General features: G+C 61.8%; 16 protein-coding genes. 10 read left to right on the top strand and 6 right to left on the bottom strand.

Annotated features, from left to right (window positions below):
* Positions 1–31: 31 nt before the first annotated feature.
* From AC1Q80_RS05145 to AC1Q80_RS05135, 3 genes are all read right to left on the bottom strand, one after another.
* A complete protein-coding gene (locus AC1Q80_RS05145) occupies positions 32–796 on the bottom strand; it encodes a class I SAM-dependent methyltransferase (RefSeq protein ID WP_492359794.1) in 765 nt (254 codons plus the stop codon).
* A 165-nt stretch (positions 797–961) separates the two neighbouring features.
* On the bottom strand, positions 962–1,339 hold the full coding sequence (locus AC1Q80_RS05140) for an SH3 domain-containing protein (protein ID WP_234902861.1): 378 nt from the start codon (positions 1,337–1,339) through the stop codon (positions 962–964).
* 132 nt (positions 1,340–1,471) lie between these two features.
* Positions 1,472–1,744 (bottom strand): DUF2798 domain-containing protein, encoded by a 273-nt coding sequence (locus AC1Q80_RS05135; RefSeq protein WP_173419344.1) that lies wholly within the window; start codon positions 1,742–1,744, stop codon positions 1,472–1,474.
* Between the two features lie 150 nt (positions 1,745–1,894).
* On the opposite strand from AC1Q80_RS05135, the gene AC1Q80_RS05130 reads away from it, so the two are divergent.
* Positions 1,895–2,815 (top strand): LysR family transcriptional regulator, encoded by a 921-nt coding sequence (locus AC1Q80_RS05130; RefSeq protein WP_209787077.1) that lies wholly within the window; start codon positions 1,895–1,897, stop codon positions 2,813–2,815.
* Positions 2,816–2,842: 27 nt separating this feature from the next.
* Here AC1Q80_RS05130 and AC1Q80_RS05125 read toward each other — a convergent pair whose 3' ends face one another.
* Positions 2,843–3,244, bottom strand: coding sequence for a winged helix-turn-helix transcriptional regulator (locus AC1Q80_RS05125; RefSeq protein ID WP_173419342.1), 402 nt, complete (start codon positions 3,242–3,244; stop codon positions 2,843–2,845).
* Between the two features lie 134 nt (positions 3,245–3,378).
* Here AC1Q80_RS05125 and gstA point away from each other — a divergent pair, with 134 nt between their 5' ends.
* The 5 genes from gstA (at position 3,379) to AC1Q80_RS05100 (ending at position 7,417) form a co-directional block, all read left to right on the top strand.
* Positions 3,379–3,993 (top strand): glutathione transferase GstA, encoded by a 615-nt coding sequence (gstA, locus tag AC1Q80_RS05120; RefSeq protein ID WP_209787079.1) that lies wholly within the window; start codon positions 3,379–3,381, stop codon positions 3,991–3,993.
* Positions 3,990–4,385: a nuclear transport factor 2 family protein gene (locus AC1Q80_RS05115; protein WP_173419340.1), complete on the top strand. Its 396-nt coding sequence runs from the start codon at positions 3,990–3,992 to the stop codon at positions 4,383–4,385. Before gstA ends, AC1Q80_RS05115 begins: the two co-directional genes overlap by 4 nt.
* 10 nt (positions 4,386–4,395) lie before the next feature.
* Positions 4,396–4,608: a tautomerase family protein gene (locus AC1Q80_RS05110; RefSeq protein WP_173419339.1), complete on the top strand. Its 213-nt coding sequence runs from the start codon at positions 4,396–4,398 to the stop codon at positions 4,606–4,608.
* Positions 4,609–4,764: 156 nt separating this feature from the next.
* On the top strand, positions 4,765–6,879 hold the full coding sequence (locus AC1Q80_RS05105) for a S9 family peptidase (protein WP_492359793.1): 2,115 nt from the start codon (positions 4,765–4,767) through the stop codon (positions 6,877–6,879).
* Between the two features lie 10 nt (positions 6,880–6,889).
* Complete coding sequence (locus AC1Q80_RS05100; RefSeq protein WP_492359792.1) at positions 6,890–7,417, top strand: DUF1697 domain-containing protein; 528 nt, start codon at positions 6,890–6,892, stop codon at positions 7,415–7,417.
* Between the two features lie 3 nt (positions 7,418–7,420).
* Here the strand turns inward: AC1Q80_RS05100 and AC1Q80_RS05095 are convergent, their stop codons facing one another.
* A complete protein-coding gene (locus AC1Q80_RS05095; protein WP_209787085.1) occupies positions 7,421–8,038 on the bottom strand; it encodes a TetR/AcrR family transcriptional regulator in 618 nt (205 codons plus the stop codon).
* 239 nt (positions 8,039–8,277) lie between these two features.
* Here AC1Q80_RS05095 and AC1Q80_RS05090 point away from each other — a divergent pair, with 239 nt between their 5' ends.
* Positions 8,278–9,234 (top strand): homocysteine S-methyltransferase family protein, encoded by a 957-nt coding sequence (locus AC1Q80_RS05090; RefSeq protein WP_173419336.1) that lies wholly within the window; start codon positions 8,278–8,280, stop codon positions 9,232–9,234.
* A gap of 163 nt (positions 9,235–9,397) precedes the next feature.
* Positions 9,398–10,903, top strand: a complete 1,506-nt coding sequence (locus AC1Q80_RS05085) for a protein adenylyltransferase SelO (RefSeq protein ID WP_492359791.1) — start codon at positions 9,398–9,400, stop codon at positions 10,901–10,903.
* Between the two features lie 45 nt (positions 10,904–10,948).
* Here the strand turns inward: AC1Q80_RS05085 and AC1Q80_RS05080 are convergent, their stop codons facing one another.
* On the bottom strand, positions 10,949–11,581 hold the full coding sequence (locus tag AC1Q80_RS05080) for a TetR/AcrR family transcriptional regulator (protein WP_492359790.1): 633 nt from the start codon (positions 11,579–11,581) through the stop codon (positions 10,949–10,951).
* 109 nt (positions 11,582–11,690) lie between these two features.
* On the opposite strand from AC1Q80_RS05080, the gene AC1Q80_RS05075 reads away from it, so the two are divergent.
* Both AC1Q80_RS05075 and AC1Q80_RS05070 read left to right on the top strand, forming a co-directional pair.
* Positions 11,691–12,251: a GFA family protein gene (locus AC1Q80_RS05075; RefSeq protein WP_492359789.1), complete on the top strand. Its 561-nt coding sequence runs from the start codon at positions 11,691–11,693 to the stop codon at positions 12,249–12,251.
* On the top strand, positions 12,235–12,534 hold the full coding sequence (locus AC1Q80_RS05070) for a DUF6958 family protein (protein WP_209787091.1): 300 nt from the start codon (positions 12,235–12,237) through the stop codon (positions 12,532–12,534). Before AC1Q80_RS05075 ends, AC1Q80_RS05070 begins: the two co-directional genes overlap by 17 nt.
* Positions 12,535–12,562: the final 28 nt, after the last annotated feature.

The raw sequence follows: 12,562 nt of genomic DNA, 5'->3' as shown, positions 1-12,562 counted from the left end.
GCGTGGCTTTTCATCCTGCCTGGGACGCCCGCTACTGCGGCCGGCGGCACTCGAAGGTGACAACCTCGTCACCATCCTTCGGCGCACGACCGAAATCGTAATTGCCCGTGATGACGAGATCGACATATCCGGCAGCGCGCAAGGTCAGCGCCATTTCCTCGATGCCCCACCAGCGCATCGTGAAGAATTCAAGCTCGCTCAACGCCAACCTCCCCTCGCACCAGAGCTCGTAGCGCAGGTGCGACACCGTCGTCTGGGCGATAAGGTCGGCCTTGACCCGCTGGCTGGTCAATGTCAGCAGATCACCGGCCTCGGTCTGCCAGCTGCGGATGTTCGGCTGAGTGTCATCGGCGAAAAGATCGTGCGGATAGATGTCGAAGATCAGGCGGCCACCCGGCCGAAGATGATCGAGGAAACGCTTGAGGATCGCGGTCGCGGTGGCATGGTCGGCGATCAGTTGCAGCGAGCCGGCAGGAATGACGATCGCCTCGAAGCGCTCCTCGTAGGAAAACGCCTCGTAGGTCAGCTGTGATAAAGCCGGTGTCAGCGCGCGTTCGGCACAATGCGCCTGGCAATAGTCGAGCATGTCTTGCGAGGCATCGAAACCTCTAACGTCAAGGCCGGTTTCAAGCAGCGGGATCAGCACACGACCGTTGCCGACGGCCGGTTCCAATATCGGGCCGGAACAGCCTTTCAACCGTTCGCGATAATACTCGACGTCGCCGAAGGATTTTCCAATATATTTGTCTAAATTATAAACATGAGAGGCAAGCTTGCCATAAGTATTGTTCAACATGCATTCGTCCAAACTGCTGAATAAAGCGAAACGCCTATCCTATACAGCAGTTTGATCGAACGCGGTGTCATGCAATTGCAACGTCAATCGCTTTTGTGATGCGGACCGACATCGTGCATCGCATCAACGGCGCAGACATGTTTTTTTTGGGGGGGGCGAGAACGATCAGAAGCGCGCCGGCCGGATGAACTTGCCGTAGACCCAGCCTTCCTGCCAGCGGCCGTTCTGTTGCGGATCGTGCCAGATCTGGCACCAGGTGGCGCGTACCGCATTACTCTGCCGTTGCGCCGACCAGCGGGCAATCCGCTGAAGATCGACGCCGTTCATGCAGCGACCGGTCATCTGCAGTCTGGTTCCATTCGGATAACCAGCGCGAACGGCAGACGACGAGGACGGCCAGGCGCGCGCATTGAGCACGTCGTTCCAGGCGACACCGGAAACCTCCCAGGCAACGAAAGTGCTGGCTGAAGCGACCTCCACCTTGGAGGCAAGTCCGGCGGTCACCACCGCCAGTGAAATCAGGACGCTGCGAAAGCCGATCATCACGAACCCCTCCCAGGAACAATGATCGCAGCATATTGGCACAAGGCTGAATTGTGGCTGAACAGGCGGTTCACTTGAGATGTGGACTTGAATGCAACGGCCGTCCCGGCTCCCCGGGACGGGCCCGAAAACTCAACCGGGCATGCGGCAGACGGCACCGACGAGTTTCAGGACAAAGGGTCGGACGGTCAGCACGCAAAGGAATGCCACCGGCATCGCCAACACATAGGTGCTAAGAACACGGGCGGGGTAGCCGGCGTCGATGCCGGTGTTGACGCCGACGATGACGCAGCACATCAGAAACGCCATGATCGCCGACATGAAGAAAGCAAAGGCAATCGGCACCGCGCGGGGCGGCAGCTTGCGGCTGCGCGCGACCCGCAGCGGGGGTATCGTATCTTCCATGATGAAGATCTCCGTAGCTTGTCCGCAAGGATCATCCGTGCGGTATGGCCGGCACTATACGGATGGTGCCGCGCGCAGGTAGACCATTGCAGCCTTGTTCAGAATTAGGCAAAACCATCGAATTGAAACAACTATTCGATGGATGTCATTATGGATACATTGCGCGGCGTCGAGAGTTTCGTCCGGAGCGTCGAGGAAGGCAGCATCGCCGCGGCGGCGCGCAAGCTCGGCATCACACCGGCCTCTGCGAGCCAGAATATCGCCCGGCTTGAGCGGACGCTCGGAACGCGGTTGCTGAGCCGCACAACACGGCAGTTGGGCCTGACGGAGAGCGGCCGGGTCTATTTCGACCGGGTGCGCAGCGTCGTTCACGATCTCGAACTCGCAGCCGTTGCCGTCGCGTCACTGAATGCGGAGCCGCGGGGATCGCTGAAGATCGCGTCCTCCGTCGCCTTCGGCCGACATGTGGTAGCGCCGCTTGTGCCATCTTTTGCCGAGCGGCATCCGGAAGTCTCGATAGAACTCGTGGTCACCGACCGGGAGATCGATCACATCGGCGAAGGCATCGATATCAGCGTGCGCTTCGGCCTGCAGCTGGAGCCTGGGCTGATTGCGCGCAAGCTTGCCTCGGTGCCGATGGTCATCTGTGCCTCCCCCTCCTACATCAAGCGGCACGGTCGGCCCGAGCGGCCGGAAGACCTGATCCATCATCATTGCCTCGTCTACCGTTACGCCGGGCACGGGCGGATCTTTCGCTGGGGCTTCGTGCGCGACGGCCTGCGCTTCGAGCCCGAGCTGAAGGCAACGATCGTCAGCAACGATATCGACACGCTGGCCGAAATGGCGATCGCCGGTGCCGGCATCACGCGGCTCGGCGCCTTTATCGCGACGGACCTGATCGCGCGCGGCCTGCTTGTGCCGCTGTTCGGCGGCGTACCTTGCGAAGGTGTTGCCAACACCGACCATGAGCCCTTCGACTTCTACGCCTGCTTCGTCGATCGGCAGGCGGAAACACCAAAAGTCCGCGCCTTCATCGAGCATGCGGCACAGTCGCTCAAGGGCCGATGGTAGACTTCACAACTGCGCTATAGGTTGCGGTCAGGCCGGCACCGCATGCTCCGTCTTCAGGGCGGCGGCTTCCTCTGCGAGCTTCGCTTCGCGGCGAAGCTTGAGCTTGTAGCCGACCTCGACGATCGCGTGGATTGCGGGCACGAACTCCTGACCAAGTTCGCTCAGCCGGTACTCGACCGAAGGCGGCGATGTCGGCATGATCCGCCGTTCGATCGCGCCTTTCTCCTCCATGTCCTTCAGGCGCGTGCTCAGCACTTTTGCCGAGATGCCGGGAATGTCGATCTTGAGCTCGCTGAAGCGGCGCGGGCCGCCGCTTAAATACCAGATGATGTTGGGCGCCCAGGCGCCGCCGAGCATGACCATGCATTCGCCAACCGGGCAGGTCGGTGGCAGGGCGGCAGCCCTATTCTTTCGAATTTTCAAGCTCATGGGCAAAATTCTCCAGTTACCCCAGGGAAACCTGAAACGTCGGTAACATAAAGTTATCTCATATACAAAAGTTATCGCATCGGTTTAGGTTCCGCCGTCTTCGACAGAGACCCAATTGCAAAAGGAATTTGGCCATGAAGCTTTATTATGCCCCCGGCGCCTGCTCGCTCTCCCCCCATATCAGCCTGCGCGAAGCCGGCGTCGAGTTCGAGATCGTCAAGGTCGACACTGTCACCCACCTCACCGAAAGCGGCGCCGATTTCAAGGCGATCAACCCCAAGGGCTATGTGCCGGCGCTGGTGATCGAGACCGGCGATGTCGTCACCGAGGGTGCAGCCGTCGTGCAGTATATTGCCGATCGCTTTCCGAAGGCAGGACTGGCACCCGCCAACGGCACGCTGGAACGCACCCGCCTGCAGGAGCAGCTGAACTTCATCGCTTCCGAACTGCACAAGGCGTTCTCGCCGCTGTTCAGCAAGACGGCGAGCGCCGACGCCAAGGAAGCTGCCGCAGCGCAGGTCGGCAAACGGCTCGGCAACGTCGAAGCCCTGCTGTCCGACGGTCGCGCCCATCTGCTCGGCGACACCTTTTCCGTTGCCGACGCCTATCTCTTCACCGTCGTCAACTGGACCAGCGTCACCGGAATTTCGCTTGAGCCCTGGCCCCAGCTGACGGCCTATATGCAACGCGTCGGCCAGCGCCCGGCGGTGCAGGCGGCCATGAAGGCGGAAGGACTGATCGCGGCATGAGCGGCACCCACAACGATCCACGCTTTGCCGCCGTCATCGATGTGCTCGGACGTTATTTCGACGGGCTCTATTTCAGCGACACGGCAATCCTGCGCGAGGTCTTTCACCCGAAAGCCCACTACGCCACGGCGACCGAGGGAGAACTGCTCGAACTCGACATGGACAGGTATTTCCCTATCGTCGACAAGCGCCCCTCGCCGGCAAGCCGCGGCGAACAGCGTGCCGACAGGATCGTCTCGATCGAGTTTGCCGGACCCGTAACGGCTTTTGCCAAGGTGCAATGTGCCATTGGCGAGAAGGCGTTTACCGACTTCCTGTCCTTGATCTTCGTCGACGGGCGTTGGCAGATCATCGCCAAGGTCTTTCATTACGACATTCGACAACCAGCCTGAGGAACCAGCAATGCCCTATGTGAACATCAAGATCACCCGCGAAGGTGCAACCCCGGAACAGAAGGCAGCCCTCATCAAGGGTGTCACCGACCTGCTCGTCACCGTGCTCGACAAGAGCCCGGCCACCACCTTCGTCGTCATCGACGAGGTGGCCTTCGAAGACTGGGGCGTCGGCGGCCTGCCGGTCGATGAATACCGAAAGCAATTGAAAGCAAAAGGCTAGCCGCTCCACGAGCGTCAACCGAAAGACTACCCCGCCTTCTCCCCACTCCCTTCCGGGGAGAAGGCACCGCCAAAACGCAAAAACCTTTCCGCTTGATCGGCGCAGCCGTGCTCTCTATCTCAGTGTCTCCCGCCGCATAAATCCCGGAGACATGCCTTGTCCGTTTTCAAGAACCTGCCCGAAGCTCCCGTCGCCGCGAAAAAGCCGGTGACCGACACGCGCCACGGCATTACCCGCACCGACGACTACGCCTGGCTGCGGGACGACAACTGGCAGGCGATGTTCAAGGATCCCTCGATCCTCAATCCGGAAATCCGGACGCATCTGGAGGCGGAAAACGCTTACATGAATGCGGCGATGGACGACACCAAGGCGCTGCAGAAGACGCTGTTTGCCGAGATGCGCGGCCGCATCAAGGAAGACGACAGCTCGATCCCGGTAAAGGACGGTCCCTTCGCCTATGGCAGCCTCTATGTGACCGGCGGTGAGCAGCCACGCTATTTCCGCATTCCGCGCGACGGCGACAGCAAGAACGAGACGATCCGGCAGGTCCTGCTCGACGGCGACAAGGAAGCGGAAGGCAAGGCCTATTTCCGCCTTGCCGGCCTCGACCACTCGTCCGACCACGGCCGCGGCCTTTGGGGCTACGACGACAAGGGATCGGAATACTTCACGCTGAAGGTGCGTGACCTCTCGACGGGCGAGGATCTTGCCGACGTGATCGAGAACACCGGCGGCGGTGGCGCCTGGGCACCGGACGGTAAGAGCTTCTTCTACACGGTACTCGATGACAACCACCGCCCGTCGAAGATCTTCCACCACGTGATCGGCAGCCCCCAGGCGGACGACCGGCTGGTCTACGAGGAGAAGGACCCGGGCTTCTTCATGTCGGTCGGCGGCTCTCTCCTCGACGACGTCATCTACATCGACATCCATGACCACGAGACCAGCGAGTACCGGCTGCTTTCGACCAAGGACCTGACGGCCGAACCGAAGCTCGTCGCGGAACGCGTGGTCGGGCTCGAATATGAGATGACCGAAGGCGGCGATGTCTTCTACATCCTGACAAACGCCGATGGCGCCAAGGATTTCAAGATCATGGAAGCGCCGGTCGATGCGCCGGGCAAGGAGAACTGGCGAGAGCTCGTACCGCACAAGCCAGGCACGCTGATCCTCAACCACATGGCCTATGCGCGCCATCTCGTCTGGTTGCAGCGCCGGGACGGCTTGCCGGAAATCGTCATCCGCGACCGCAAGACCGGCGAGGAGCACGCGATCGCCTTTGCCGAAGAGGCCTATTCGCTCGGGCTTTCGGGTGCTGCCGAATACGACACCGACGTCATCCGCTTTTCCTACTCGTCGATGACGACGCCGTCGCAGCTCTTCGACTACGACATGGCGACGCGTGAGCGCACGCTCTTGAAGACCCAGGAAGTACCGTCGGGACACAATCCCGACGACTACGTCACCCGCCGTGTCTTCGCGCCCTCCTGGGACGGAACCAAGGTTCCGGTCACGCTGCTTTATCGCAAGGATACCCCGCTCGACGGCTCGGCACCGTGCCTGCTCTATGGCTACGGCGCCTATGGCATCACCATTCCCGCCGGCTTCAACACCAATTGCCTGTCGCTGGCAGACCGTGGCTTCGTCTATGCCATCGCCCATATCCGCGGCGGCAAGGACCGGGGCTTCTCGTGGTACGAGGACGGCAAGATGGCCAAGAAGACCAACACCTTCAAGGACTTCATCGCCGCGGCGGACTATCTGAATCAGGAGAAGTTCACGTCTTACGCAAACATCGTCGCCGAAGGCGGATCGGCCGGCGGCATGCTGATGGGCGCGATCGCCAACATGGCGCCGGAAAAGTTCACCGGCATCATCGCCGCCGTTCCCTTCGTCGACGTGCTCAACACCATGCTCGACGACACGCTGCCGCTGACGCCGCCGGAATGGCCGGAATGGGGCAACCCGATCGACAGCCGCGAGTTCTACGACATCATCGCCGGCTACTCGCCCTACGACAATGTCGAGGCAAAACCCTACCCGGCGATCCTGGCGCTTGGCGGGCTCACCGACCCACGCGTGACCTATTGGGAACCGGCGAAGTGGGTGGCACGCCTGCGCGAAAAGACGACCGGCACCGCGCCGATCCTGATGAAAACCAACATGGACGCCGGCCACGGCGGCGCCTCCGGCCGCTTCCAGCGCCTGGAAGAGATCGCCTTCGAATATGCCTTCGCCATCAAGGTCGCCGGCAAGATGCAAGGCTAAGGAGAGGCCGATGCCTGTTCACGTCGCCCTTCTTCGCGCCATCAATGTCGGTGGGACCGGCAAGCTGGCGATGGCCGATCTCAGGGCGATCTGCGAGGCGCTCGGCTTCAGCGACGTGAAGACCTACATCCAGAGCGGAAACGTGCTGTTCCGCTCTGACTTGCCGGCGCTGGAGGCGGCGGTAAAGCTCGGCGCGGCCCTTGGCGAAAAACTCGGCAAGGCGCCCGGCGTTGTCATCCGGGATGCCCGGCAGTTACGGGCGATAGCCGACGCCTCTCCCTTCCCCGATGCCAAGACCAACCTCCTGCATGTGGTGTTCCTGCCGAATGCAGCACCGGCGGATGCACTCGACAAGCTCGTTGCGCCCGACGGCGAAGAGGTCGTAGTCGCAGGACACGAGATCTACGTGCACTATCCCAATGGTTCCGGCCCGTCGAAGATGAAGCTGCCGGCGCTCAAAACGGGTACGGCGCGCAACCTCAACACCGTTCGCAAGCTCGCCGAACTGGCGCACGCGATGGAAGCTGACGAGGCTTGATGCTCAGGAGGCTGCCGGCTGGAACAGCAGCCGGATGAAGGTGCGGAAGACCAGCAGTTGAGCGGGCAGGTTCTTCGGCTCCTTCAACGCCTTTGACAGGATGATTCCGCCCTCGATCACCGTCGAGACCATGTCGGCAAGCTGGTCGACATCCAGTGGCTCGCGTGGCCGGTAGACCTGCATGATGTCGCGGAACATCGCGCCGAAACGCCTGCGCCACATCAAGGCTGCCTGCCGGTTGATCTCCTGGATATCGCGGTCGAACGCTCGCTCGTGGCTGCAGATTACCGCGACCAGGCAGCCGGGGTGACCGTTCGGAAGATCGGAGAGCAGCTCCGACAGGAGCTTGAGGCCGAGCAGAAACGCCTGAAGCGGATCATCGACAAGCTCGCGCGCCCGGCTGAAGATCTCGTCGTAAATCCGCTCGTCGTTCTCGACGTAGCGTTCGAGCAGCGCCTTCGCCAGCTCGTTCTTGTCGCGAAAATGATAGAAGAAGCCACTCTTGGTGATGCCGGTTTCGGCGATCAGTTCATCGATCGAGGTCGCGCCAAAGCCCTTCGCCAACACCGAGATTTCGGCTGCGTCGAGGATCTTGGCACGGGTTTCCTCACCCTTTCGCATTAGCCGCTTCCCTACCGTCGGTACAGTTTTCGCCAACGAACCCACGACCAGCGAGCAATGCCGCAGCAAAACTCTACCAGCAACATAATGATTTTACTGAGATATTTACGTATATTAGCAATAGTATACCGCAAGTCGCCTAGTTTAGAAGATGATAAAAAGGCAGAAATTTAACCATCCTTGCGGGAATGGGAGCGCTCCGCCGGGATCCAACGAGACCAAAACGGGTGGAGACCGACATGGCCAAATACCGACGCAGCCTGCCGCTCATGAAGGGTGGAACCTTTCTCAGCGACGGCGGCATGGAAACGACGCTCATCTTTCACGAAGGCGTCGCGCTTCCGCACTTTGCCTCCTTCGTTCTGCTGTCGACGTCCGAGGGACGACGGCGGCTGCTGAACTACTACACGCGGTATCTCGACATCGCGCAACACCACGGCACCGGCTTTGTCCTCGACACGGCGACGTGGCGGGCGAGTGCCGACTGGGGCTCCAAGCTTGGCTATGATGCCGGAGCGCTGGCCGAACTGAACCAGGATGCCGTCTATCTGCTGACGGAACTGCGCGCCGAATACGAGCGGCCGCAGGCACCGATCGTGCTCAGCGGCGCGATCGGGCCGCGCGGCGACGGCTACAGGGCAGGCCGGATGAGCCCCGACGAAGCCGAGGACTATCATGCCGCACAGGTCGCTGCCTTTGCCGTCAGCGATGCCGACATGATCTCGGCCTACACGATTACCAATATCGACGAGGCGATCGGCATCGCCCGCTCGGCGCAGAGCCACGGCATGCCCTGCGCCATCTCGTTCACGGTTGAGACAGACGGGCGCCTGCCGAACGGCCGCACGCTCAAACACGCGATCGAGATCGTCGACGCGGCAACCGGCCGGTTTCCGCAATACTACATGATCAACTGCGCCCATCCGGATCATTTCGAGGCCAGCCTCGATACCGACAGCGCCTGGGTGCACAGGATCGGCGGCATCCGCGCCAACGCGTCGGCGAAAAGCCACAGCGAGCTCGACGAAAGTGAGACGCTCGATGCGGGCGATCCTGTTGAACTCGGGCAGCGCTATCGGATGCTGAGCGATCGTTTGCCGCGACTGCGCATCCTCGGTGGCTGCTGCGGCACCGACCATCGCCATATCGCGGCGATTTGCGAGGCCTGCCTTTCGCCGACGGCGCTGAGCGCCTGACACGAAGACGGCACTCGCCCTCCCGGCCCTCCCGCGAAAGACCTCTCGCGGGAGGGCGCCGCCTTGTCAGCCAACCCTCGCGAAATTGAGATGGCTCGTGTAGACTTTGGTCCGAAAGGGCGGTGGCCGGAATGTCCCGGCAGGAGCCGCTGACCGTTGAACCATGAACTACGTGCCGCCTTCGCCGACCGCCGAAACCGACGGTTTCCGTTTCGACAACAGTTTTGCGCGACTGCCGCCGCAGTTCTTCGCCCGTGTCGATCCGACGCCGGTTGCCGAGCCCTGGCTGATCAAGCTCAACCGACCGCTTGCCGAAGAACTCGGCCTCGACGTCGCAACTCTCGAGCGCGACGGCGCCCAGATCTTTTCCGGCAATAGCGTGCCTGCCGGTGCTGCGCCGCTCGCGATGGCCTATGCCGGCCATCAGTTCGGCACCTTCGTGCCGCAGTTGGGCGACGGCCGCGCGATCCTTCTCGGCGAAGTCATCGATCGGAGCGGGCAAAGGCGCGATATCCAGTTGAAGGGACCGGGACAGACCCCTTTCTCGCGCCGCGGCGACGGGCGGGCGGCGCTCGGCCCGGTGCTGCGCGAATACATCGTCAGCGAAGCGATGTTCGCGCTCGGCATCCCGGCGACACGGGCGCTTGCTGCCGTCGTGACCGGCCAACCGGTCTATCGCGAGCAGATCCTGCCCGGTGCCGTTTTCACCCGGGTGGCGGCAAGCCACATCCGGGTCGGCACCTTCCAGTTTTTCGCGGCACGCGGTGACATGGCTTCGGTGCAGGCGCTGGCCGATTACGCGATCGACCGCCACTATCCGGAGATCAAGAACGAAGAACGCCCCTATCTCGCCTTCTTCAAGGCCGTGGTGGCGCGGCAGGCGGCCCTGATTGCCCGCTGGCTGCATGTCGGCTTCATCCACGGTGTGATGAACACCGACAACATGACGATCTCGGGCGAGACCATCGACTTCGGCCCCTGCGCCTTCATGGATGCCTACGATCCGAAGAAGGTGTTTTCCTCGATCGATCAGTTCGGCCGCTACGCCTATGCCAGCCAACCGGCGATCGGCCAGTGGAACCTGACCAGGCTTGCCGAGACGCTGGTGCCGCTGTTCGATCCGGTGGCAGCGACAGCGGTTGACCTCGCCAACGACGCTCTTGGCGAATACGGCGCGATCTTCCAGCGCCACTGGCTCGACGGCATGCGCCACAAGATCGGGATTGTCGGCGAAGAGGAAGGCGACCTTGACCTCGTGCAGGGGCTGCTGAGCGCCATGCATCAGGGTGAAGCCGATTTCACCCTCACCTTCCGCAGGCTTTGCGAGTGTGCTGCCGATCCCAGTGCGGACGTGGCCCTCGCCTCCCTGTTCACCAACCCTGTCGCCGTGACATCCTGGCTCGCCGACTGGCGCAAGCGCCTTGAGCGGGAGCCGGGGGCTGCCGACGACCGCGCGACGGCGATGAGGGCAGTGAACCCGGCCTATATCCCGCGCAACCACCGGATCGAACAGGCGATCGTCGCGGCGACGGAAGACGCCGACTTCTCGCTGTTCGAAGCGCTGGTCGACGTGACGTCAAAACCCTATGAGGACCAGCCCCGTTTTGCAGCCTATGCCGATCCGCCGCAGCCAGAGGAAGAAGTACAGCAGACCTTTTGCGGTACGTGAGGACAAATCGACAGGCGCGCAACGCTTACAGGTCATGGTCCGCGCCTATGGCCTTCGGCCATAGGCAGCGAGGAAAATCCGCACGCTTTCCCTTGCATGGCTGCGAAGAGCATCGGCATCAGGAATGGCCCGATCACCGAGCAGCATGGCGTCGTTGACGGGCTCGCCCATCACCAACCAGTTGAAGAAGGATGCGGCGGCGCGCTGGTCCTCCGCCTCGACGTCGCCGCTCTCGCTGTAGTGGGCAAAGGCTTTCGTGAGCCGGCCGATTGACCGGCCCGGCCCCTTTGCGTGCAACCTCTTGCCGAGCTCCGGAAAGCGTTCGGCCTCGCCGATCACCAGGCGCCGCAACTGCATCAGCCGCGGCGTCATGACGATCGCCAGCTGCTGTTCGGCAAACTCCAGCAGAAAGTCTTCGATCGGGCGCCCATCAACGGGGTCTGCTACCTGCCCTTCCAGTTCATCGCCGGCCTCGCCCGTCATGCCGGTGACGATCTCGAGGAACAGCGCTTCCTTGGTGCCGAAATGGGTGTAGACGGTCTGCTTCGACACACCGGCGATCGCCGCCACCTCGTCCATGTTGGTCGCAAGGAAACCGCGCTGCAGGAAAAGCTCGGTAGCGGCAGCCAGGATGGACTGGCGCTTCCTTGTCGTTCGCGTCTCGACCGGGTTCGTCATTTTCAGTCACAACCTCTCACAGGGGCCTGCGGTCCCGGTTAGCACGACCGCATTGACAAATCAAACTGGACGGTACAGTTTGATTTGAGTTTGAAGACGGAGATTGCGGGTGAGCAGGAGCGAAAACCGGACTTTGAATGCGCGATGCGAGTGCGGGCAGGTGCACATGCGCGCTGTCGGCAGCCCGATCGTGACAGCCGCTTGTTATTGTCAAAGCTGCCGGACGGCAGGTGAAATCTTCGCGGCATTGCCCGGCGCCTCGCCGGTGCTCAACGGCGATGGTTCCACGGATTTCGTTCTCTTCCGCAAGGACCGGATAAACTGCGTTCGTGGCGCCGATCAGCTGCATGAACATCGACTGACACCAACGTCAAAGACCCGACGCGTTGTCGCAACGTGCTGCAACACACCGATGTTCCTCGAGTTTACCAGCGGTCATTGGCTGACGCTTTATCGAAATCGGCTCGACGAAGAGACGCGGCCACCGGTGCAGATGCGGGTGATGACACGGGACCGCCGGCCAGGTGTCGCCATCGCCGACGACCTGCCCAGCTACGCCGGGCATTCCGGAAAGTTCATGCTGAAGCTCATCGGCGCCTGGGCCGCAATGGCGTTCCGGTCACCTGACATCGACTATGTGAAGGGAACGCTTGATGGCCACGGAACGTGAAAAGATCGAGATCCAGAATATCGTTTCGCCCGGACACGTCACCCGTGTCGACAAGGTCAAATACGATGCGATGAAGGACGCGCTGCTCACCGCGCTATCCCGCTCTGACGCGCCCCTCACGGTTGCGGAAGCAAAGCAGATGCTGCTGCCTTTGCTGCCCGACGATCTCTTTCCTGGCGGCGAGAAGGCCGGGTGGTGGCTGAAGGCGGTCCAGCTCGACCTCGAGGCCAAGGGCGTGCTGCGCCGGGAAAACACCAAACCGCTGCGCCTTCGCCTCGCCTAGACAGTCCACACTCGCTGTCTTCGACGGA

This window comes from Ensifer sp. GW823-FHT05D09 (assembly GCF_058795755.1).
Note: the sequence above shows the minus strand (reverse complement) of the source record. Positions and strands in the feature narration are given on the sequence as shown.